Genomic DNA, 21,136 nt, shown 5'->3' on the forward strand with positions numbered 1-21,136 from the left:
CGGGAGATTAGTTTGGTGAAGGATATTTTTGGCGGTGGTGCGTCAGGCTCAGGCGGCGAACGCGCCTGAGGGGAGGGCAGAAACGAATAAACCGGCGCAGGGGCCGGTTTATTTTTGTCTGGAGATGCGCGGTGTTTTTGCCGGCCTCTTCGCTGGCAAGCCAGCTCCTACGGGATTTGGCGAGCGCTACCGTTCATTGTAGGAGCCGGCTTGCCGGCGAAGGCGTCCTCAAGGTCACCACAAAACCATCAGGCCGCCGCAAACCGCTTATCCAGATAATCAATAATCACCTTGGACTCATACATCCAGGTGGTCTGCCCATTCTCTTCAATGCGCAGGCACGGCACCTTGATCTTGCCGCCTTGCTCCAGCAGCGTCCGGCGATCCTGTTCATTGTTCTTTGCGTCGCGCAGCGCCACCGGCACGTTCAGGCGGCGCAGGGTGCGGCGGGTTTTCACGCAGAACGGGCAGGCATGGAACTGATACAGGGTCAGGCCCTTGGCGGCCGTGTTGACCTTGGCCTGAACTTCGGCCGGGCGTTGCTTCTTGCCGGGACGGGTGATGAAGTCGATGAAAATGATCAGTTGGCCAAGGCCGACACGAAGCGCTTTAACGAACACGGGATAAGCCTCACAGGGCAAACGGAAGGCGCGCAGCTTACCTGATTTTTCGCAGGCGAAAAAAAACCGGCGATGAACGCCGGTTTTCTTCGCGCTGCGGATTACTTGATCAGGCTGAGAAACTCGCTGCGGGTCGCCGCGTTTTCACGGAACTCACCGAGCATCACCGAAGTGATCATCGACGAGTTCTGTTTCTCCACACCGCGCATCATCATGCACATGTGCTTGGCCTCGATCACCACTGCAACGCCCAGGGCGCCAGTGACTTCCTGGACCGCATCGGCGATCTGGCGGCTGAGGTTTTCCTGGATCTGCAGGCGGCGGGCGTACATATCGACGATCCGCGCGACTTTCGACAGCCCCAGCACCTTGCCGCTCGGGATGTAGGCGACGTGGGCCTTGCCGATGAACGGCAGCAGGTGGTGTTCGCACAACGAGTAGAGCTCGATGTCCTTGACCAGCACCATTTCGCTGTTGTCGGAGCTGAACAAGGCACCGTTGGTGACCTCTTCCAGTGTCTGTTCATAACCGCGGCAGAGGTACTGCATGGCTTTGGCGGCACGTTTTGGCGTGTCGAGCAGGCCCTCGCGGGAGGCGTCCTCGCCCAATTGGCCGAGAATCTCGGTGTAATTCTGTTCCAGGGACATGAAACTACCTGTGGGATTTTTACGCAAAGGCCAAGGGTACGGTGGCGGACACGGCGCTGCAAGCACGAAGCGACAGCCTCACTCGTCGCGACCTTCCATCATGGTTCGTTTGAGCATCACATAAACCGCTCCGGCACCGCCGTGTCTGGCCTGGCACGAGGTGAAGCCAAGTACCTGGGAATGCTGGCGCAGCCAGGTGTTGACGTGGCTTTTGATCATCGGGCGCTTGCCGTCCAGGCGCACGGCCTTGCCGTGGGTGACGCGCACGCAGCGGATTTCGAATTTGGTCGCTTCGGCGAGGAAGGCCCAGAGGGTTTCCCGGGCCTTTTCGACATTCATGCCGTGCAGGTCCAGGCTGCCTTCGAACGGAATCTGGCCGATCTTGAGCTTGCGCATCTGGCTTTCCTGCACCCCGTCGCGCGCCCACATCAGCTCGTCTTCCGGGCCGACGTCGATGACGAACTGATCGGACAGCCCGTCGACGGTGGTGGCATCGGTGCGCACGGTAGCGGCCTGGCGCAGCTTGGCGATCTGCGCGCGGTCAGCTTTGGGTTTGCCGGTTTCGGCGCGATCGTGCTTGATCGGCTTGACGCCTTGGATCGCGCTTTTGAACAGGGAAAAATCGTCGTCTTGCATGTCAGCCTCCGCGAAGGGCGGCCAGTTTACCCAACTCGGGACGAATGGGGCGCGACAAAACGCCAGCGGGTTCGGCTCAGTCGTGTTTTTTCATCAGGTGCGGAGCAATGTTCAGTTCCCGCGACTGGCGCGCACGGCGACGGCAGCGGCGCCACAGCCACACACCGAGGTACAGCACGAACAGGCCGACCGCCAGCACGATTGCCGAGCCCAGCGGGCTGGCATTCAACTCGCCCAGTGCCGGTGGGCGGCCCAGCAGGCTGGCCGCACCGGCCATCGCCAACAGCACGCCACAGGTCGCCAGCAAGGCAGCGAAGGCTGCGCCGAAACGAAAACGCCAGTTGCTTCGGCTTTTGGGCCGCAAGCGGCGAGCGTCAAATCCATCGGATAACTTCATTCCGACCTTCCTCAATGGGTATCGGCCCTTCGACCGGGAGTTGACCGGGATGTTCCTGAGGCTAAGACAATTACAGCACACGAATCGCTTTAGCGGATGAGCGGCGGCATACACCGCTCATCGAATGTCGATCAAATCAACTCGCGGGTCACGGCGAGAGTGGCGAAGTTGTCCGCCATGATCGCCATTTCGGTCTGCTGCACATGCTCGGCAGTCAGGACGCCACCTTTGTACGGCAGGTCGCGGGTGGCACAGGCATCTTCTACCAGGGTGCAGCGAAAGCCCAGGTTCTTGGCGGCGCGCACAGTGGTGCTGACGCTGGAATGGCTCATGAAACCGCAGACGATCAAATCCAGCGAGCCGAGATTCTGCAGGTGTTCCAGCAGTTTGGTGCCGTGAAACGCACTCGGCAGCAATTTGCCGATGATGGTTTCGTCACGCAGCGGTTCGAGCCCCGGAATGAATTCACCGCGTGCGCCTTGTGGATCGAACAGCCCACCGACGGTGCCAAGGTGGTGCACATGCACGATCGGCCGGCCGGCTGCGCGGGCAGCGGCCACCAGTTGCTTGATGTTCGCGACGGCAGCATCCATGCCGATCAGGGCCAGCGGACCACTGAGGTATTCTTTCTGGGCATCGATGATGACAAGCGTCGCATTGCTCAGATTGGCTGCAGCGTAACCGCGGCCGCTGAGTTGAAACATCGTTTTTGGAACGGACATTCTGGGGCTCCTTCGGGTGGGGCTTTTGCGACATTGTCCTCTGGCTGAGCGCTTCTGTGAATCGCTACTATCGCAGGCGGTGTCGTTGCTGGCTCGCAGCCTTGTCAAGATGTCAGTTTTGTTCAATAGCCAGGCTCAAAAAGAGAATAGTCCTACAACTGGTCCGGTGCTTTTCCTGCGTCGTCGTGGCGCGATTTGGCTGTTAGAATCGCCAGTCGTTTTTTCTGGAGTTTGCTGCCGTGATCACTTCCCGCCTTCGCACCCTGCGCGACCATATCCGTTGGGCCGTCAGCCGCTTCCATGGGGAGGATCTGTTTTTTGGCCATGGGACCGACAACGCCTGGGACGAAGCCCGCCAACTGGTGCTGGGTGCCTTGCACTTGCCATGGGAAATGGCCGACAGCTACCTTGACTGCAATCTGGAAGACGATGAACTGGTCAAGGTGCAGCGCTTGCTCAAGCGGCGCATCGAAGAGCGCATTCCGACCGCGTACCTGCTGGGTGAAGCCTGGTTCTGCGGTCTGTCGTTCATCGTCGACGAGCGTGTGCTGATCCCGCGCTCGCCGATTGGCGAGCTGATCGAAAAACGCTTCGAACCCTGGCTGGGCACCGAGCCGGCGCGGATTCTCGACCTGTGCACCGGTTCCGGCTGCATCGGTATTGCCTGCGCCTATGAATTTCAGAAGGCCGAAGTGGTGTTGGCCGATCTCTCGTTCGAAGCACTGGAGGTGGCTAACCAGAACATCGAGCGCCACGGCGTCGACGAACGGGTGTACACGGTGCAGGGCGATGGTTTCGATGGTTTGCCGGGTCAGCGTTTCGACCTGATCGTGTCGAACCCGCCATATGTCGATGCCGAAGACTTTGCCGACATGCCGGACGAATACCAGCACGAGCCGGAGCTGGGCCTGGCCTGTGGTGACGATGGCTTGAACCTGGTACGGCGCATGCTCGCCGAAGCGGCGGATCACCTGACCGAGAAGGGCTTGCTGATAGTCGAAGTGGGCAACAGCCAGGTTCACGTCGAGGCGCTGTACCCGGAAGTCGACTTCGCCTGGCTCGATTTCAAGCGCGGCGGGCATGGGGTGTTCATGTTGACGGCGCAGCAGTGCCGGGATCATCAGGCCCTGTTCGCGACCCGCGTCTGACTTAAGGACGCCTTCGCGGGCAAGCCTCGCTCCTACAGGTTCTGTGTCGTAGCCATGATGCGGCACACACAAAACCTGTAGGAGCGAGGCTTGCCCGCGAAGGCCGCGCCTCGGTCTCAAGCCCTCACCGCTGCGTAGCAATCCAGATCAACAACCCCGCCTGAAACACCGCAAACGCCACCAGGCAAGTAATGGTAAACCGCAGCCCGGCATCTTCGCGCATGTACTGGCTGACCCGTTCCTCATGTTGCTTGAGCTTTACTTCCTGCTCGGCCAGGTTCTGCTCGGCGTTCTGCAGCATCTGCGCCGCTTCGATAATCTCCACTCCCTGCAGCTTCTCGGCGTTCCAGTCATCCAGCAGGTCGCCGACCCGCACCTCTTTGACCCGGCCCTTCAAATGCTGGGCGTCGGCGTAGACCACATCAAAACCCTGCATCCGCAGAAAATGATCGCGGCGCAGACGGCTGTCTTCATTCAACGCATCTTTATTATTCAGGTCGGTGCCGTCGACGGTGTAGCCGGGCCATCGCTGCTTCGCCCAGCCAATGCCCTGAGCCGCCATGAAACGGCCGAGCCCGCGGTTCATCGGTTCGATCTGCAAGCCGCTGTCCGGGCCGAAATGCACGCGTTGGGTGCGGTGATCGACCCACACGTCCAGATGATTCTGTTCCTTGCGCACGCGCTGGCCGGGCAGGGTGATGCTCATGCGCATCAGGCTGTGTTCCTTGCCCAGGCGATGCGCATAACCGAATTCGACAAAGCGCAGCGGACGGGCACCGGTATTGCGGTCGGTTTTCAGCGGCGCCAGGCGCAGCAGCCTGCGATGCTCGACGTTGACGTCCGCCCATGGCAGCTCGACCACTGGCGCAGCCTCTGTTGCAGCGGTAATGTCGGGTGAAGCCGGCGTATCAGTCATGACGGCGAGATCCTGTCCAGGCCCTGCTTGTCGCCACTGATAGAGATGGCGACAAAGGCTTATCGGCCGTTTTTGTCAGGACTGAAGGGCTGGCAGCGCCTAACGGGTGCGAAGCCCGTCAATAAATCCGATGATCCGCGCGCCCAACTCGGCCGCCAGCGGCAATTGCGGATCCTTATAGGACGCCAATTGCCGTTTTACGTCGTTGGGCACGATGCGCATCACATGGTTCATGCCCTCGATCAGTGCCAGTTCGGCGTCCGGCTTGGCGGCCTTGAGCAGCCGGGCGTCATTGACGCCGACCTGGATATCGTTACTGCCCTGAATGATCAGCGCCGGCATCTTCAATTGGCCGAAGGCTGCGGCCGGGTCCTGGCGGAACAGCGAAATCAGGTACGGCTGTACGCTCGGACGAAAAATCACCTGCAGCTGCGGCGGCACGTTGTCGTCGGTGCGGCCGGCCTTGAGGCTGTCGAGCAGTTCGTTGCTGCGCAGCATCAGGGGCGGCGGCAAGCGATTGCTCAGCTGCTGGCGCAACACCTGGTCGATCGGTCGCGCGCTGCCGGACATGGAAATCACCGCGGCGGCGTCCAGGCTCGGTGCCGCAAGGCTGGCGATCAAGGCGCCCTCGCTGTGGCCGAGCAGGATCAGTTGGCCAAAGCGCGGGTCGGCTTTCAGCTTCCGGCCCCAGGCCTCGGCGTCGGCGACATAGGCTTGCACCGACAGGTTGCGTTCGTCCGGGGTCGCCGCCAGGCTCGCCGCCACGCCGCGCTTGTCGTAACGCACGCTGGCGATGTTGTGTTTGGCCAGGACCCAGGCCAGACGCTTGAGGCTGTCATTGCGCCCGCCGTCGGGGTTGTTGCCGTCGCGATCCGTAGGGCCGGAGCCGGAAATGATCAGGACGACCGGCACGGGTTGCTCGGATTTTGGCAGCAGCAACGAGCCGAAAAGCTCGCCGGTACCGGTATCCAGGGTGATCGGCCGTTGCAGGACAGTGGCCTGTACAAAGCCGGTAAACAGGGTAAGGCTCAAGGCTAGAACTCGCAGCATCATCACGCCATCATGAACAAGGTGCCGGTTGGACTCGCAGGCACCCGTAAGGTTCGAGGATGAACTACTTGGGTAGCCTGCGTATACTGGCGCGCATTACGTATTCAGGTTCGATTTCACGGAGCGTCCCGCATGTCCGGCAATACCTACGGCAAGCTGTTCACTGTCACCACCGCTGGCGAAAGCCATGGGCCGGCGTTGGTCGCCATTGTCGACGGCTGCCCGCCGGGGCTGGAGATCTCCCTCGACGATTTGCAGCGCGACCTCGATCGCCGCAAACCCGGCACCAGCCGCCATACCACCCAGCGCCAGGAAGCCGACGAAGTCGAGATCCTTTCCGGCGTGTTCGAAGGTCGCACCACCGGTTGCGCCATCGGCTTGTTGATCCGCAATACCGACCAGAAGTCCAAGGACTACTCGGCGATCAAGGACCTGTTCCGCCCGGCCCATGCCGACTACACCTATCACCACAAATACGGCGAGCGCGATTACCGCGGCGGCGGTCGCAGCTCGGCGCGGGAAACCGCGATGCGCGTGGCGGCCGGCGCTATCGCCAAGAAATACCTGGCCACCCAGGGCATCGTCATTCGCGGCTACATGAGCCAGCTGGGCCCGATCGAGATCCCGTTCAAGACCTGGGATTCGGTGGAACAGAACGCGTTCTTCAGCCCCGACCCGGACAAAGTGCCGGAGCTGGAGGCCTATATGGACCAGCTGCGCCGCGACCAGGATTCGGTGGGCGCGAAGATCACCGTGGTCGCCGAGGGCGTGATGCCAGGGCTCGGCGAGCCGATCTTCGACCGTCTCGATGCCGAGCTGGCCCATGCGCTGATGAGCATCAACGCGGTCAAGGGCGTGGAAATCGGCGCCGGTTTCGCCAGCGTTGCCCAACGCGGCACCGAACACCGCGATGAAATGACCCCGCAAGGTTTCCTCAGCAACAATGCCGGCGGCATTCTGGGCGGCATTTCCTCCGGTCAGCCGATCGTCGCGCACCTGGCGCTGAAGCCGACTTCGAGCATCACCACGCCGGGCCGTTCCATCGACATCCACGGCAACCCGGTGGACGTTGTCACCAAGGGCCGTCACGACCCCTGCGTCGGCATCCGCGCCACGCCGATTGCCGAAGCGATGATGGCCATCGTGCTGATGGATCACCTGCTGCGTCACCGCGGGCAGAACGCCAATGTACGGGTGAGCACCCCGGTGCTGGGTCAGCTTTAATGGCTGATCTCAAAGCCGCTGCAGTCTGACGACGGTGGCGGCGCTCCCGTACTGGCGGCTCTCCAGTTTCTATCTGTTCTATTTCGCCTTGCTCGGTTCGACGGCGCCGTTCCTGGCGCTGTACTTCGATCACCTGGGTTTTTCCAGCGCGCGGATCGGCGAGCTGGTGGCGATCCCGATGCTGATGCGCTGCGTGGCACCGAACATCTGGGGCTGGCTCGGTGACTACACCGGCCAGCGCCTGGCCATCGTGCGCTTCGGCGCGGTCTGCACCCTGCTGACGTTTTCCCTGATCTTCGTCAGCAAGACCTACGCCTGGCTGGCGATGGTCATGGCCTTGCACGCCTTCTTCTGGCACGCCGTGCTGCCGCAGTTCGAAGTCATCACCCTGGCGCACCTGAAGGGGCAGACGTCCCGTTACAGCCAGATCCGGTTGTGGGGTTCCATCGGCTTCATCATCACCGTGGTCGCGCTGGGCCGGCTGTTCGAATGGCTCAGCCTCGACATCTATCCGGTGGCGCTGGTGCTGATCCTGGCCGGGATCGTGGTCAGCAGCCTGTGGGTGCCGAACGCACAACCGCTCCAAGGGGAGCGACTGGCGGGGGACGGTTTTCTCAAGCAATTGCGCAGCCCCGGGGTATTGGCGTTTTACGCTTGCGTGGCACTGATGCAACTGAGCCACGGGCCGTATTACACCTTCCTGACCTTGCACCTCGAGCGACTCGGTTACAGCCGTGGCTTGATCGGCATGCTCTGGGCTGTCGGCGTGGTGGCCGAAGTACTGATGTTCCTGGCCATGAGCAAGATCCTCGCGCGCTTCTCCGTGCGGCGGGTGCTGCTGGCGAGTTTTCTGCTGGCGGCGCTGCGTTGGCTGTTGCTCGGTTCGTTCGCCGAGTACCTGTGGGTGTTGCTGTTCGCCCAGGTCCTGCACGCGGCCACCTTCGGCAGCTTCCACGCGGCAGCCATCCAGTTCGTGCAACGCAGTTTCGGCGCACGCCAGCAAGGGCAGGGGCAGGCGTTGTACGCGGCACTGGCCGGCACCGGCGGCGCACTGGGGGCGTTGTACGCAGGCTATAGCTGGAACGCCCTCGGGGCCACATTGACCTTTAGTATTGCCAGTCTCGCCGCGTTCGCGGCAGCCGTTATGATTGCGACATGCATGCAAGAGGACAGGCCATGAGACTGTCCTGTGAATAATCGAGGAAACCACCATGAGCAGCCTGTCCGTTTACCCTGTCAGCAGTCCGGAACTGCCGAACAAGGTACTGACCCACTTCGACGATATCGCGTCGACCCTGGCCGAGCAGGGTGTGCGCTTTGATCGCTGGCAAGCCGCGACCAAACTCCAGCCTGGCGCCAGCCCGGAAGAAATCATCGGCGCATACCAGGCGCCGATCGACGAGCTGATGACCGAACAGGGGTATATCGGCGTTGATGTGGTCAGCCAGACCAACGATCACCCGCAAACGGCCGAGCTTCTCAAGGAGCACCGCTGTGATGAAGATGTCGTGCGATTTTTCGTGGCGGGGCGTGGCTTGTTCAGCCTGCATATCGGAGATTACGTCTACGCCGTGCTATGCGAGAAGAACGACCTGATCTCGATCCCGGCCGGTATTCCCCACTGGTTCGATCTGGGTGAGCATCCGCATTTCGTCGCGATCCGTCTGTTCAATCGTCCGGAAGGCGGGGTGGCCCACTTCACCGGCGAGGACATCGCCAGTCGCTTTGCGCTGCTTGAGGATTGAGTAGAGGCGGTCTACCGACTGGCCGGGCTCTCTGATCCGCATGCATATCAAAATGTAGGAGCCGGCTTGCCGGCGAAGGCGGCCTGAAGCCATGCAGCGCCCATGAAGACTGCGCCCTGTAGGAGCGAGGCTTGCCGGCGAAGGCGGCCTGAAGCCATGCAGCGCCCATGAAGACTGCGCCCTGTAGGAGCGAGGCTTGCCCGCGAAGGCGGCCTCAAACCCTGCACCGCCCATGAAGACGCCTTCGCCGGCAAGCCTGGCTCCTACAGGGGTTGGCGTTGCGCACAATTAATCGATACACAGCTGATCGTGTAGGAGCCGGCTTGCCGGCGAAGGCGGCCTGAAGCCATGCAGCGCCCATGAAGACTGCGCCCTGTAGGAGCGAGGCTTGCCCGCGAAGGCGGCCTCAAACCCTGCACCGCCCATGAAGACGCCTTCGCCGGCAAGCCTGGCTCCTACAGGGGTTGGCGTTGCGCACAATTAATCGATACACAGCTGAGCGTGTAGGAGCCGGCTTGCCGGCGAAGGCGGCCTGAAGCCATGCAGCGCCCATGAAGACTGCGCCCTGTAGGAGCGAGGCTTGCCGGCGAAGGCGGCCTCAAACCCTGCACCGCCCATGAAGACGCCTTCGCCGGCAAGCCGGGCTCCTACAGGGGTTGGCGTTGCGCACAATTAATCGATACACAGCTGATCGTGTAGGAGCCGGCTTGCCGGCGAAGGCGGCCTGAAGCCATGCAGCGCCCATGACGACTGCGCCCTGTAGGAGCGAGGCTTGCCCGCGAAGGCGGCCTCAAACCCTGCACCGCCCATGAAGACGCCTTCGCCGGCAAGCCTGGCTCCTACAGGGGTTGGCGTTGCGCACAATTAATCGATACACAGCTGAGCGTGTAGGAGCCGGCTTGCCGGCGAAGGCGGCCTGAAGCCATGCAGCGCCCATGAAGACTGCGCCCTGTAGGAGCGAGGCTTGCCGGCGAAGGCGGCCTCAAACCCTGCACCGCCCATGAAGACGCCTTCGCCGGCAAGCCGGGCTCCTACAGGGGTTGGCGTTGCGCACAATTAATCGATACACAGCTGATCGTGTAGGAGCCGGCTTGCCGGCGAAGGCGGCCTGAAGCCATGCAGCGCCCATGACGACTGCGCCCTGTAGGAGCGAGGCTTGCCCGCGAAGGCGGCCTCAAACCCTGCACCGCCCATGAAGACGCCTTCGCCGGCAAGCCTGGCTCCTACAGGGGTTGGCGTTGCGCACAATTAATCGATACACAGCTGATCGTGTAGGAGCCGGCTTGCCGGCGAAGGCGGCCTGAAGCCATGCAGCGCCCATGAAGACTGCGCCCTGTAGGAGCGAGGCTTGCCCGCGAAGGCGGCCTCAAACCCTGCACCGCCCATGAAGACGCCTTCGCCGGCAAGCCGGGCTCCTACGACGGCCTGTGTGTTTGCAGCATTACAACGATTTACGCCGAATGATAAGTCGGCAGGGCAAACCGTTGCTGGCTTTGCAGCATGGAGATCTGCGGCAGCTCACTGGCCTGTTCCGCGAGATCGCGGCGGATCGCGCTGATGACCCACGACAGCTGATCGCCAGCATGCAATTGCTGGTAGGAAATCGAGCGCTTGAACACTTTGCCTTCGGTGCTGCGCAAGGTCAGCAGGATACCACCGTCCGGACGTGGCTGGGTGGTCACTTCGAAGTTGGAAAACAGGGACGAAAATTTTTCTTGAATCAGGCTCATGTCTATCGGCTCCGTTAGCACTTGATTGGCAAGCATGGAGAGGAAGTTGCAGCCTTTGTGCCAGCCTTTGTATTTTTAAAAATCCTTATAAATCAATGGCTTAATTTCATAGCGATTTCAGCCGTTCGTGCAATCTGCATGAACGGCCATCGTGCATCCTGCATTTTGCGTGGTCGCCACTGTTTCAACGGAACCAATCGCCTGGCCGAGACTCGCGATTTCGCCTGCCAGGGTCCTGGATACAAAACATTTCAAAAACCGCGTGTACAGCCTCCGAAGCGCTGACGTATTTTCGGCCTCAATCAAACGCCGCCCGACAATAAAAAACATCGAACGGGAGCCTGCATGAGCACGCCGCACGACACCATTACCTGGGGCATGATGCTCCGCAAACTCCCTGCCATCGCCAAAGCCATCCCCCGTGTGGTGAAAGGCATGAAAGCTGCCAACGTCAAGGACCCGACCCAAGCCTGTGGCCTGGGCTGGAGTTTCGAGCAGGCGACCTTGCGCAATCCCGATGGCCCGGCATTGCTGCAGGGCGAAGTGGTACTGAGTTATGCACAGGTCAACCAATGGGCGAATCGCATCGCCCATCACCTGATCGCCCAAGGCATCCGCAAGGGCGATGGGGTGGCGGTGTTCATCGAGAACCGCCCGGAACTGCTGGTGACGATTCTGGCGGTGGCCAAGGCCGGCGCGATCAGCGCCTTGCTCAATACCTCGCAAACCCGCGACACCCTGGCCCACAGCCTGAACCTGGTGGCGCCCGCGGCAATCATTGTCGGCGAGGAGCTGGTCCCGGCGTTTTCGGCGGTGCGCGAACGGGTATCGATCGCACCTGCGCGCACCTGGTTCGTCGCCGATCAAGGCACCTATACCCATCCGGGCATTGCGCCCGACGGTTTCGTCAACCTGATGGCGGCCAGCGTCGATGCGTGCAGTGACAACCCCGCCAGCAGCCAGCAGGTTTTTTTCGACGACCCTTGCTTCTACATCTACACCTCGGGCACCACCGGATTGCCCAAGGCCGGGGTGTTCAAGCACGGTCGCTGGATGCGCAGTTCCGCCAGCTTCGGCATGATCGCGCTGGCTATGCGCCCCGAAGATGTCGTCTATTGCACCTTGCCGCTCTATCACGCCACCGGGCTGTGCGTGTGCTGGGGGGCGGCGATCAGTGGCGCCTCGGGCTTCGCCATCCGCCGCAAGTTCAGCGCCAGCCAGTTCTGGAACGATGTGCGCCAGTACCGCGCGACCACCCTCGGTTACGTCGGCGAGCTGTGCCGTTATCTGGTGGATCAACCGCCCGCTGCCGACGACAACCGGCACAGCGTGACGAAGATGATCGGCAATGGCCTGCGGCCCGGCGCGTGGCGCGAATTCAAGACGCGATTCGGCGTCAACCATATCTGCGAACTGTACGCCGCCAGTGACGGCAACATCGGCTTCACCAACGTACTGAACTTCGACAACACCGTGGGTTTCTCCCTGATGTCATGGGAACTGGCGGCGTACGACCACGACAGTGGCTTGCCTGTTCGAACCGCCAAGGGCTTCATGCGCAAGGTGGCCAAAGGCGAGCAGGGCCTGTTGCTGGCGAAGATCGACGACAAGGCGCCGCTGGATGGCTACACCGATCCGCTGAAAACCGAAAAGGTCGTGCTCCACGATGTATTCGCCAAAGGCGACCGCTACTTCAACACCGGCGACCTGATGCGCCACATCGGCTTCGGCCACGCCCAATTCGTCGATCGCCTGGGTGACACCTACCGCTGGAAGGGTGAAAACGTCTCGACCACCGAGGTCGAGAACATCCTCCTGCAGCACCCGAACATTTGCGAAGCCGTGGCCTATGGCGTGGAAATCCGCAACACCAACGGCCGCGCCGGGATGGCTGCAATCACCCCCGCCGAATCCCTGGCGACCCTGGATTTCAGCGAGCTACTGGCCTTCGCCCGGGAGCAGATGCCGGCCTATGCCGTGCCTTTGTTCCTGCGGGTCAAAGTGAAAATGGAAACCACCGGGACCTTCAAATACCAGAAGACCCGGCTCAAGGATGAAGCCTTCGACCCCGGCAGAACCGGGGATGATCCGATTTACGCCTGGTTGCCAGGGACCGGGACTTACGTGCCGGTCACCGAGCAGTTGCTTGCTGAGATTTATGGCGGCAAGTACCGTTATTGAAATTGGCTATGGCAGCCCATGAGAAAAAACAAGTGACAGCTTCGGGGCTCATCGGGAAACTGTCGGCTTTGCGAATAACCGAACGTGGAGCCCCCGATGTCAGACCAAAGCCGCCAGATGACCCCCGAAGAAGCCGCTGAATTTGCCGAACAGGTATTCAACAAGGCGCGCGAGGGCGATGCGGCCATGATGGCTGCGCTGCTGACCAAGGGCCTGCCGCCAAACCTGCGCAACCACAAGGGCGATACCTTGTTGATGCTGGCCGCTTACCATGGCCATGTGGAGACGGTAAACGTCCTGCTCGAGCACAAGGCCGACCCGGAAATCCGCAATGACAACGGCCAGAGCCCGATTGCCGGCGCGGCGTTCAAGGGTGACCTGGCGACGGTCACGGCGTTGGTCGAAGGCGGCGCGCAGGTTGAAGGTTCGTCCTTTGACGGCCGTACGGCGCTGATGATGGCGGCGATGTTCAATCGCGTCGAAATCGTCGACTACCTGATCGGCAAGGGCGCCGATCCGAAGGCCAAGGATGCCAATGGCGTCACTGCGCTGGATGCGGCCAAGACCATGGGCGCGGTGGATACCACGGCTCAGCTTGAGAAGCTGCCTGGCTGATAGGCAACGTCCTCAGGCAAGCCAAACGCCTTAGTGAGGTGAGTTAAGACGCGGACCTGTAGGAGCTGGCTTGCCAGCGAAGGCGGTCTGTCAGTTAATATTGATGTTGCCTGGCACACCGCCTTCGCTGGCAAGCCAGCTCCTACAAGTCCGCGCTTAACTGGCTGGCATCGGGGCCTGCCCGTTCGCCACAGGAGTTCACTGACGCAAAGGATGTTTCCAGATCAACCAAAGCCTCAATGCACCCACACCTCAACCCGCCGATTCCTGATCCGCCCCTCGTCCGCGCTATTGGCCGCCACCGGCATCTCGGCGCCAAAGCCGCGAACCTCGCGCAACACCACACCGCTTTTCACCAGCTCCCGGCGCACCGCCATGGCGCGCAGTTTCGACAGCAGATCGGCCCGCGCCGGATCACTCTTGGCGTCGCCAAACCCCACCAGCGTCACCTGTCGACGGGTCTTGTCGTGCTGCTTTATATAGTCGAGCACCCTAGAGAGGTCCTGCCGGGCCTTGTTGTCCAGGGTCGCACTGCCTTCTTCGAAACGGAAGTTGACCGACAGCCGCTGGGCATGGCGGCTGAGCGCCTGATAACCCTCGGGCATCAGCGCATTCGGCGTGACCGCCATGGCCTGGACGGTCTGGGCGACAAACCCATTGGCGGCGACGATGGCCTGACCCTGGCGGCCCTGGGTGAAGGCGACGAGCGCGTTGGCCCAGGGATTGTTCCCGGTGGGTGGCAGATAAAAGAACAGTCGACGGGACAGTGGATAGTCTTCCGTGGCGATCAGGCTGTCGAGCGGCAGCATGGCCTGGGATTGGCCGTCGGCAATGGCTACGGCTTTGGCCTGGCGCACGTAGGGCAGGCCGATGAAGCCGATGCCTTGCGGATCCCCGCTCACTGCATCGGACAACTGCTCGCTGGATTCGAAACGCTTCGCGGTGCTGCTCAGGGTTTTCCCACGACCGGCGAGGACCAGTTCGTTGAACGTGTCATACGTACCCGAATGGTCATCCCGCGCATACAGATGAATCGGCCCACCGCGACCGCCGAGTGCTTCCCAGGTGCCGGCCTCGCCGCTGAAAATCCGCGCCAGTTGTTCGGTGTCGAGCTGATTCAACGGGTTTTGCGGATGAAGGATGATCGCCAGGCCATCGATGGCGATCACCTGCTCGGCGCCGGGTTGTTTCAGATCGCCCAGGGATTGCAGGACTCGCCGTTCGCGGTCCTTGATCGGGCGCGAGGACGCGGCGAGGTCGGCGGTGGCGGTTCTCAGGGCGGTGAAACCGGTGCTGGATCCGTGGGCGGCGATGTCCACCACCACTCGACGCCCTTGCACGGTTTCGCCGACCACCCGCAGTTCGTTGGCTATGTCCCGGGCTTCGCGGTGAACCTTGAGCAGACCCTGCTCGCGCATCAAGCCTTCGACCAGGGCCGGGCCCAGTGCGGCGCCGATGGTATTGGACCCCTGGATGCGCAGCACCGAACCCTGTTCGGGTGTCGGTAGATCACCGGCCGAAACCACCAGCGGCAGGCTCGCGCAGAACACCCACAGGAACAACACGCGCAGCATCATGCCGGCACCTTATAAGACCAGGAAAGTGCCGGGAGAATAAGTCAGTCAGGTGACCGAAAGATGACAGATCAATAGCTCGTCTAACGCGTAGAATTGCGCTCTGGAGCAAATCTGAGGTTGCAGTGGTGGATTTACAGCGGGGCTTCGTCCTGACCCGGCATTGGCGCGACACACCGGCCGGTACGGAAGTCGAATTCTGGTTGGCGACCGATACCGGTCCCCGGCGCATCCGCCTGCCTTATCAGCCCTCGGTGGCGTTCATCCCGGCGGCTCAGCGCGAGCAGGCCGAGGCGCTGTTGCAGGGTGAAAAAAACCTCGAACTGCGACCGCTGGCCCTGCAGGATTTCGAGCATCGCCCGGTGCTCGGCCTGTATTGCCAGCAGCATGGGCAGCTGATGCGCCTGGAAACCGCGCTGCGCAAGGCCGGCGTCGATATGTTCGAAGCCGATGTGCGCCCGCCCGAGCGCTACATGATGGAGCGGTTCATCACGGCGCCGGTGGTCTTTGGCGGCACGCCCGGTGCCGAGGGCCTGCTGCTGGACGCGCAGATGAAACCCGACCCGGACTACCGACCCAGGCTCCGGCTGGTGTCCCTGGACATCGAAACCACCGCCCGGGGCGAGTTGTATTCCATCGCCCTGGAAGGTTGCGGCGAGCGTCAGGTCTATATGCTGGGCCCGCCCAACGGCGACCCCGGCGCGGTGGATTTCCAGCTCGAATACTGTGACTCGCGAACCCTGCTGCTGAAAAAACTCAATGAATGGTTCGCCCGCCATGATCCCGACGCGATCATCGGCTGGAACGTCGTGCAGTTCGACCTGCGCGTACTGCACGAGCATGCCCGGCGCCTGGCGGTGCCATTGAGACTGGGGCGTGGCGGCGAGGAAATGCAGTGGCGCGAACACGGCAGCCGCAACCATTACTTCGCTTCGGCCGCTGGGCGATTGATCATCGACGGCATCGAATCCCTGCGCTCGGCGACCTGGAGCTTCCCCTCGTTCAGCCTGGAAAACGTCGCGCAAACCCTGCTCGGCGAAGGCAAGGCGATCGACAACCCTTACCAGCGCATGGACGAAATCAACCGCATGTTCGCCGAGGACAAACCGGCCCTGGCCCGGTACAACCTCAAGGACTGCGAACTGGTAACGCGCATCTTCGCCAAGACCGAGTTGCTGACCTTCCTCCTGGAACGGGCCAGCGTCACCGGTTTGCCGGCGGACCGCAGCGGTGGTTCGGTGGCGGCCTTCACCCACCTGTACATGCCGCTGATGCACCGCCAGGGCTTCGTCGCGCCCAATCTCGGCAGCAAGCCTGCGCAAGCCAGCCCCGGCGGATTTGTCATGGACTCGCAACCGGGGCTGTATGAATCGGTGCTGGTGCTGGACTACAAAAGCCTTTACCCGTCGATCATCCGCACCTTCCTCATCGACCCGGTAGGCCTGATCGAGGGCCTCAAGCATCCCGCAGACAGCGAGTCGGTGCCGGGCTTTCGCGGCGCGCGTTTTTCCAGGACCCGACATTGCCTGCCGGCGATCGTCGCCCGCGTCGCCGAAGGCCGGGAAACCGCCAAGCGCGAACACAATGCGCCGCTGTCCCAGGCGTTGAAGATCATCATGAACGCCTTCTACGGCGTGCTCGGTTCCAGTGGTTGCCGCTTCTTCGATACGCGCCTGGCATCGTCCATCACCCTGCGCGGCCACGAAATCATGCTGCGCACCCGAAAGCTGATCGAAGCCCAGGGCCACACGGTGATCTACGGCGACACCGACTCGACCTTCGTCTGGCTGCGCCGCGCCCACGGCCAGCAGGAAGCGGCGCAGATCGGCCGCGCCCTGGTGGACCACGTCAACCAGTGGTGGCGCGAACATGTGCGGCAGGAATACGGGCTGGACAGTGCCCTGGAGCTGCAGTTCGAAACCCACTACAAACGGTTCCTGATGCCGACCATCCGCGGCGCCGAGGAGGGCAGCAAGAAGCGCTATGCCGGGCTGGTGACCCGCGCCGACGGCAGCGATGAAATGGTCTACAAGGGCCTGGAAACCGTGCGTACCGACTGGTCGCCGCTGGCCCGGCAATTCCAGCAGGAGCTGTACCTGCGCATCTTCAATCGCCAGCCGTATCAGGATTACGTGCGCGACTATGTGCGCAAGACCCTGGCCGGTGAGTTCGATGACCGGCTGATCTACCGCAAGCGCCTGCGCCGCACCCTCGACGACTACCAGCGCAACGTGCCGCCCCATGTCCGCGCGGCGCGGATCGCCGACGACTATAACGACCGTCAGGGCCGGCCGCGGCAGTACCAGAACGGGGGCTGGATCAGCTACGTGATCAGCGTCGCCGGTCCCGAGCCGCTGGAGATCCGCAGCGCACCCATCGATTACGACCACTACGTCACCCGGCAATTGCAACCGGTGGCGGATGCGATCCTGCCCTTCGTCGACGACGACTTCTCGACCCTGATCGGCGGGCAACTAGGCCTGTTTTGAGTCCATCAGCGTCAACGTCCAGGCGTCCGGGATGCCGTGGAAATACTGATCCAGTGCCTGGCTGAAGAGAGAGTCTTCTGCATCGACCTGGGCGAACAGTGTCATCGAGGAGTGAAACTTGAGTTCGTCGGGATGGCCGAAAATCTCCGCAATCGGGCGCTGCTTGATGTCCAGGACCAGTTGAGTACAGGTACGCAGTCGAGTGCTCAGCACGGGGTGTTCAAGGAAGGCCACGGCTTCTGCTGCGGATCGAATCGCGAAGTGACGGGACTTCTCACTGTCGCCCAGTCCGGTGAATTGCGGAAAGATGAACCACATCCAGTGGCTTCGCTTGTGGCCATCACTGAGCTCATCCTGAACCTGGTCGAACACCGGGTCCTGCGCCTGAATGAAGCGTTTGAGGTCGAACCTGTCGAGTGGATCGGTGCTTCTCATGCGCAAACCCTCTGACACAACCGCGATGGCTCAGACCATGGCCAACTGTTGCTTTCGTTGCGGCGCGTGAAACGCGTGGTCCAGCGCCTCCAGGTCCCCGGCTTCAAGCCGCAGTTGCGCGGCTTGTGCATTCAGTTGCACATGTTCGGGGCTGACCGCCTTGGGGATGGCGATCACACCGTCCTGGCGCAGAATCCATGCCAGCGCGATTTGGGCCGGCGTCGCGTCGTGACGGGCGGCAACGTGCATGAGCGCCGGGTGGGCCAGCATCTCCCCACCCTGGCCGATTGGACAGTAGGCCATGACGGGCAGGCGATGCTGCTGGCACCAGGGCAGCAGATCGAATTCTATGCCGCGCTCTTCCAGATTGTAGAGCACCTGGTTAGTGGCGCAGGCCGGTGCGGCCAGTTCGTGCAGGTCATCCAGGTCGAAATTGGACACGCCCCAGCGGCCGATCTTGTCGGCTTCGCGCAGGCGCTCGAACGCTTCGACGGTTTCCTCCAGGGGATACTGGCCACGCCAGTGCAACAGGTACAGATCAATGTAGTCGGTGCCCAGCCGTTGCAGACTGCGCTCGCAGGCCTGGGGGATGCCGTTGCGGCTGGCGTTGTGCGGGTACACCTTGCTGACCAGAAACACCTGGTCGCGCCTGCCCGTGATGGCTTCGCCGACCACTTGCTCGGCACCGCCTTCGCCGTACATTTCAGCGGTGTCGATCAGGGTCATGCCCAACTCGATGCCCTGGCGCAACGCCGCCACCTCCTGGCTGCGCCGCGAAGGATCCTCCCCCATGCGCCAGGTGCCCTGGCCGATGACCGGTACGTTGACGCCTGCCAGATCGAGGGTGCGCATGCACATCTCCTTTTTTTCGATCGATGGGTACTCTTCGGTTGGCACCAGAATACCCCGGTGGTTCCGTGCAAAGCTCAAATATCCCAGTGTACGCCGCCCCCCTTGTAGGAGCTGGCTTGCCAGCGAAGGCGGCCTTTCTGTCGAACAAGATGTTGCCTGATCCACCGCCTTCGCTGGCAAGCCAGCTCCTACAGGGGGGTACGCGTACGGCGCGAGCTGTCGCAGGCTGCTGATCTTTTGATTCAACTGTCCGCCTACCAGCATTTACAGACCACCGGTACTGCACTTTTCCCCGTTTCCCGGCTCTATCCCATGGCCAGCCTGCGGCGATCCCCACCGCAAGCCCATGTCCAAGTTCAAACACCCATGCTTCGAGTGTTACCCCTCATCACGATGCACACCCGCCGTTACAGCCTGCTGCTGGCTTGTCTGTCGACGCTCTGCTTCACCGGATGCACCCAGCACCAGGGCGGTGACATCATCGACCAGTTCCGCCAAGGCAAACCCCAGGAATTCCTCCAGACCAGCGTCGACCGCATGGCAACCCTGGCAATGCGCGACAACCTCGACAGCCTCTACTTGCTCATGAGCAAGCTCTACCTGCGCAACCCCGAAGAGTTGAAAAAGTCCGGCTTCCTCGACGCCCGCACCGCTGGGCAGCAAGTGCGCATGGCCATCGAAATGCAACAACCGTTGCCGACCCTGGGCGGCAAAAAAGACCTGGCGGCACTGAGCTTCGCCATGAGCCCGGAATTCCTCGGCGACCGGGTCGGCGCCTTTATCTATGCCATCGGCAGCATGCTGGTCACCGCCCACGGCAATCGTCTCGAGTTCTACATGACCGATGCGATCAACCCGACCTTCGTCAACAACGCCGCGCGCAACATCGAGAAAGCCACCTGGATCCTCAGCCAGCGGCAGAACAAGCAGGGCGAGCCCTTGCTGTTTTCCAACGAGATTTCGGAGGAGGGCAGCAACCTGAGTTTTGCCGTGGAATTCGGCAAGATCGTCGCACGCCTGGACCTGCTGACCCAGATGCTCGACGAGCGCTACCGGCGGATCGGCCTGAATTACGCCCAGAGCCTGCTGTTCCTCAATTTCCTGCCCGTACAGTGAGTGGCTGCTTGCACCGATAGCTCACCCCCCCCATGACCTGTAGGAGCCAGGCTTGCCGGCGAACCAGGCGCCGCGGTGTATCTGTTGCTCCGCGTTATCGTTCTTCGCGAGCAAGCTTCGCTCCTACAGGGATGTCAGCGCACATAGGCATAACGATAGACCGCATCGATATAACTGGTTATAAGAAAAATCGCTATGCTGCGGACCAGTTTTTTCATGCGATTTTTGTGGGCGTGTTAATGGAATTCGTTAACTTCGGGTTGGTGGTCGCAGGTTTGGTGGTGGGTTTCATCGTCGGCATGACCGGCGTGGGCGGCGGCTCATTGATGACGCCGATCCTGCTGTGGTTCGGGGTCAATCCGGCGACGGCGGTGGGCACGGATCTCCTGTACGCCGCCATTACCAAATCCAGCGGCGTTCTGGTTCATAAAAAGAACAACAACATCGATTGGGCAATCACCGGCTGGCTGACCCTCGGCAGTGTGCCGGCGGTGCTGATGACGCTGTGGTTCCTGAGCACCCTGCAGACATCCCCCGATGCCATGAACGCCGTGATCAAACAGGCCTTGGGCTTTGTCCTGTTTGCCACCGCGCTGGCGATTTTCTTCAAGAAGCGCTTGCTCGATTTCGCCCACAAACGCGCGGGCGGCAACTACAACCCCAGTGGCCCACGCCTGAACGGGCTGACCGTGCTGACTGGCCTGGTGCTCGGCACCATGGTCGCCCTGACCTCCATCGGTGCCGGCGCCCTGGGAACCGTAGCCCTGTTCATTCTTTATCCCATGCTGCCAACCCGCCGCCTGGTAGGCACGGAAATCGCCCACGCCGTACCCCTGACCCTGGTCGCCGGCCTCGGTCACGCGAGTATGGGCAACATGGATTGGCACGTACTGGGCTACCTGCTGGTCGGTTCGCTGCCAGGCATTTACCTGGGCAGTCACCTGACTGGCCGCATCTCCGACGAAATGTTGCGTCCTTGCCTGGCGACGATGCTGGCGCTGATCGGCTACAAACTGGCGTTCTGATCTCTGCCGCGGGC

At 61.8% G+C, this 21,136-nt stretch carries 20 protein-coding genes; 9 read left to right on the plus strand and 11 right to left on the minus strand.

The genetic code is table 11. From position 1 onward, the window contains the following. Positions 1-248 precede the first annotated feature (248 nt). The 5 genes from F8N96_RS26255 to F8N96_RS26275 all read right to left on the minus strand — a co-directional run bounded on the left by F8N96_RS26255 (position 249) and on the right by F8N96_RS26275 (position 3,022). Positions 249-620 (minus strand): glutathione S-transferase N-terminal domain-containing protein, encoded by a 372-nt coding sequence (locus F8N96_RS26255; protein ID WP_150765834.1) that lies wholly within the window; start codon positions 618-620, stop codon positions 249-251. A gap of 101 nt (positions 621-721) precedes the next feature. Further along, entirely contained in the window at positions 722-1,267 is a 546-nt protein-coding gene (folE, locus tag F8N96_RS26260; protein ID WP_150800270.1) for a GTP cyclohydrolase I FolE, read from the minus strand. A gap of 78 nt (positions 1,268-1,345) precedes the next feature. Next, positions 1,346-1,903, minus strand: a complete 558-nt coding sequence (locus F8N96_RS26265) for a Smr/MutS family protein (RefSeq protein WP_059404684.1) — start codon at positions 1,901-1,903, stop codon at positions 1,346-1,348. 76 nt (positions 1,904-1,979) lie between these two features. After that, complete coding sequence (locus F8N96_RS26270; protein ID WP_150800271.1) at positions 1,980-2,300, minus strand: hypothetical protein; 321 nt, start codon at positions 2,298-2,300, stop codon at positions 1,980-1,982. A gap of 131 nt (positions 2,301-2,431) precedes the next feature. Next, complete coding sequence (locus F8N96_RS26275) at positions 2,432-3,022, minus strand: cysteine hydrolase family protein (RefSeq protein WP_150800272.1); 591 nt, start codon at positions 3,020-3,022, stop codon at positions 2,432-2,434. Positions 3,023-3,261: 239 nt separating this feature from the next. Between F8N96_RS26275 and prmB the strand changes: the two genes are divergently transcribed. Then, positions 3,262-4,170: a 50S ribosomal protein L3 N(5)-glutamine methyltransferase gene (gene prmB, locus F8N96_RS26280; RefSeq protein ID WP_150800273.1), complete on the plus strand. Its 909-nt coding sequence runs from the start codon at positions 3,262-3,264 to the stop codon at positions 4,168-4,170. A 124-nt stretch (positions 4,171-4,294) separates the two neighbouring features. On the opposite strand, the gene F8N96_RS26285 is transcribed toward prmB, so the two are convergent. Next, positions 4,295-5,086, minus strand: a complete 792-nt coding sequence (locus F8N96_RS26285; RefSeq protein ID WP_150800274.1) for a hypothetical protein — start codon at positions 5,084-5,086, stop codon at positions 4,295-4,297. Positions 5,087-5,185: 99 nt separating this feature from the next. Beyond that, positions 5,186-6,139 carry an alpha/beta hydrolase gene (locus F8N96_RS26290; RefSeq protein WP_150800275.1) on the minus strand — a complete coding sequence of 318 codons (954 nt, stop codon included), beginning with the start codon at positions 6,137-6,139 and terminating at the stop codon, positions 5,186-5,188. 129 nt (positions 6,140-6,268) lie between these two features. Here F8N96_RS26290 and aroC point away from each other — a divergent pair, with 129 nt between their 5' ends. Genes aroC through F8N96_RS26305 form a run of 3 tightly spaced genes read left to right on the plus strand, consistent with a single transcriptional unit; the run spans position 6,269 to position 9,105 of the window. After that, positions 6,269-7,360 carry a chorismate synthase gene (gene aroC / locus F8N96_RS26295; RefSeq protein WP_150800276.1) on the plus strand — a complete coding sequence of 364 codons (1,092 nt, stop codon included), beginning with the start codon at positions 6,269-6,271 and terminating at the stop codon, positions 7,358-7,360. A gap of 34 nt (positions 7,361-7,394) precedes the next feature. Further along, the gene (locus F8N96_RS26300) at positions 7,395-8,540 is read left to right on the plus strand and encodes an MFS transporter (protein ID WP_150800277.1); all 1,146 of its coding nucleotides are present in this window, start codon (positions 7,395-7,397) and stop codon (positions 8,538-8,540) included. 31 nt (positions 8,541-8,571) lie between these two features. Next, positions 8,572-9,105: a 1,2-dihydroxy-3-keto-5-methylthiopentene dioxygenase gene (locus F8N96_RS26305; RefSeq protein WP_150800278.1), complete on the plus strand. Its 534-nt coding sequence runs from the start codon at positions 8,572-8,574 to the stop codon at positions 9,103-9,105. A gap of 1,451 nt (positions 9,106-10,556) precedes the next feature. Here the strand turns inward: F8N96_RS26305 and F8N96_RS26310 are convergent. Continuing rightward, a complete protein-coding gene (locus tag F8N96_RS26310) occupies positions 10,557-10,835 on the minus strand; it encodes a DUF3509 domain-containing protein (protein ID WP_064676634.1) in 279 nt (92 codons plus the stop codon). Positions 10,836-11,180: 345 nt separating this feature from the next. Here F8N96_RS26310 and F8N96_RS26315 point away from each other — a divergent pair, with 345 nt between their 5' ends. Together F8N96_RS26315 and F8N96_RS26320 are read left to right on the plus strand one after the other, a co-directional pair. Beyond that, positions 11,181-13,016, plus strand: a complete 1,836-nt coding sequence (locus F8N96_RS26315; RefSeq protein WP_150800279.1) for a long-chain-acyl-CoA synthetase — start codon at positions 11,181-11,183, stop codon at positions 13,014-13,016. Positions 13,017-13,112: 96 nt separating this feature from the next. Continuing rightward, positions 13,113-13,631, plus strand: coding sequence for an ankyrin repeat domain-containing protein (locus tag F8N96_RS26320; RefSeq protein WP_150800280.1), 519 nt, complete (start codon positions 13,113-13,115; stop codon positions 13,629-13,631). Between the two features lie 236 nt (positions 13,632-13,867). Here the strand turns inward: F8N96_RS26320 and F8N96_RS26325 are convergent, their stop codons facing one another. Next, complete coding sequence (locus F8N96_RS26325; protein WP_150800281.1) at positions 13,868-15,208, minus strand: substrate-binding domain-containing protein; 1,341 nt, start codon at positions 15,206-15,208, stop codon at positions 13,868-13,870. Between the two features lie 125 nt (positions 15,209-15,333). Here F8N96_RS26325 and F8N96_RS26330 point away from each other — a divergent pair, with 125 nt between their 5' ends. Next, positions 15,334-17,694, plus strand: coding sequence for a DNA polymerase II (locus tag F8N96_RS26330; RefSeq protein ID WP_150800282.1), 2,361 nt, complete (start codon positions 15,334-15,336; stop codon positions 17,692-17,694). Here the strand turns inward: F8N96_RS26330 and F8N96_RS26335 are convergent. Both F8N96_RS26335 and F8N96_RS26340 read right to left on the minus strand, forming a co-directional pair. Further along, entirely contained in the window at positions 17,680-18,129 is a 450-nt protein-coding gene (locus F8N96_RS26335) for a DUF1810 domain-containing protein (protein ID WP_150800283.1), read from the minus strand. The two genes, F8N96_RS26330 and F8N96_RS26335, sit on opposite strands and share 15 nt — an antisense overlap. Positions 18,130-18,159: 30 nt before the next feature. After that, positions 18,160-18,981 carry an aldo/keto reductase gene (locus F8N96_RS26340; protein WP_150800284.1) on the minus strand — a complete coding sequence of 274 codons (822 nt, stop codon included), beginning with the start codon at positions 18,979-18,981 and terminating at the stop codon, positions 18,160-18,162. Positions 18,982-19,347: 366 nt separating this feature from the next. On the opposite strand from F8N96_RS26340, the gene F8N96_RS26345 reads away from it, so the two are divergent. Together F8N96_RS26345 and F8N96_RS26355 are read left to right on the plus strand one after the other, a co-directional pair. Next, the gene (locus F8N96_RS26345) at positions 19,348-20,097 is read left to right on the plus strand and encodes a hypothetical protein (protein ID WP_150800285.1); all 750 of its coding nucleotides are present in this window, start codon (positions 19,348-19,350) and stop codon (positions 20,095-20,097) included. A gap of 239 nt (positions 20,098-20,336) precedes the next feature. After that, on the plus strand, positions 20,337-21,122 hold the full coding sequence (locus F8N96_RS26355; protein ID WP_150800286.1) for a sulfite exporter TauE/SafE family protein: 786 nt from the start codon (positions 20,337-20,339) through the stop codon (positions 21,120-21,122). Positions 21,123-21,136: the final 14 nt, after the last annotated feature.

The sequence above is a fragment of the Pseudomonas fluorescens genome, from assembly GCF_902497855.1.
GTDB lineage: Bacteria > Pseudomonadota > Gammaproteobacteria > Pseudomonadales > Pseudomonadaceae > Aquipseudomonas > Aquipseudomonas fluorescens_BI.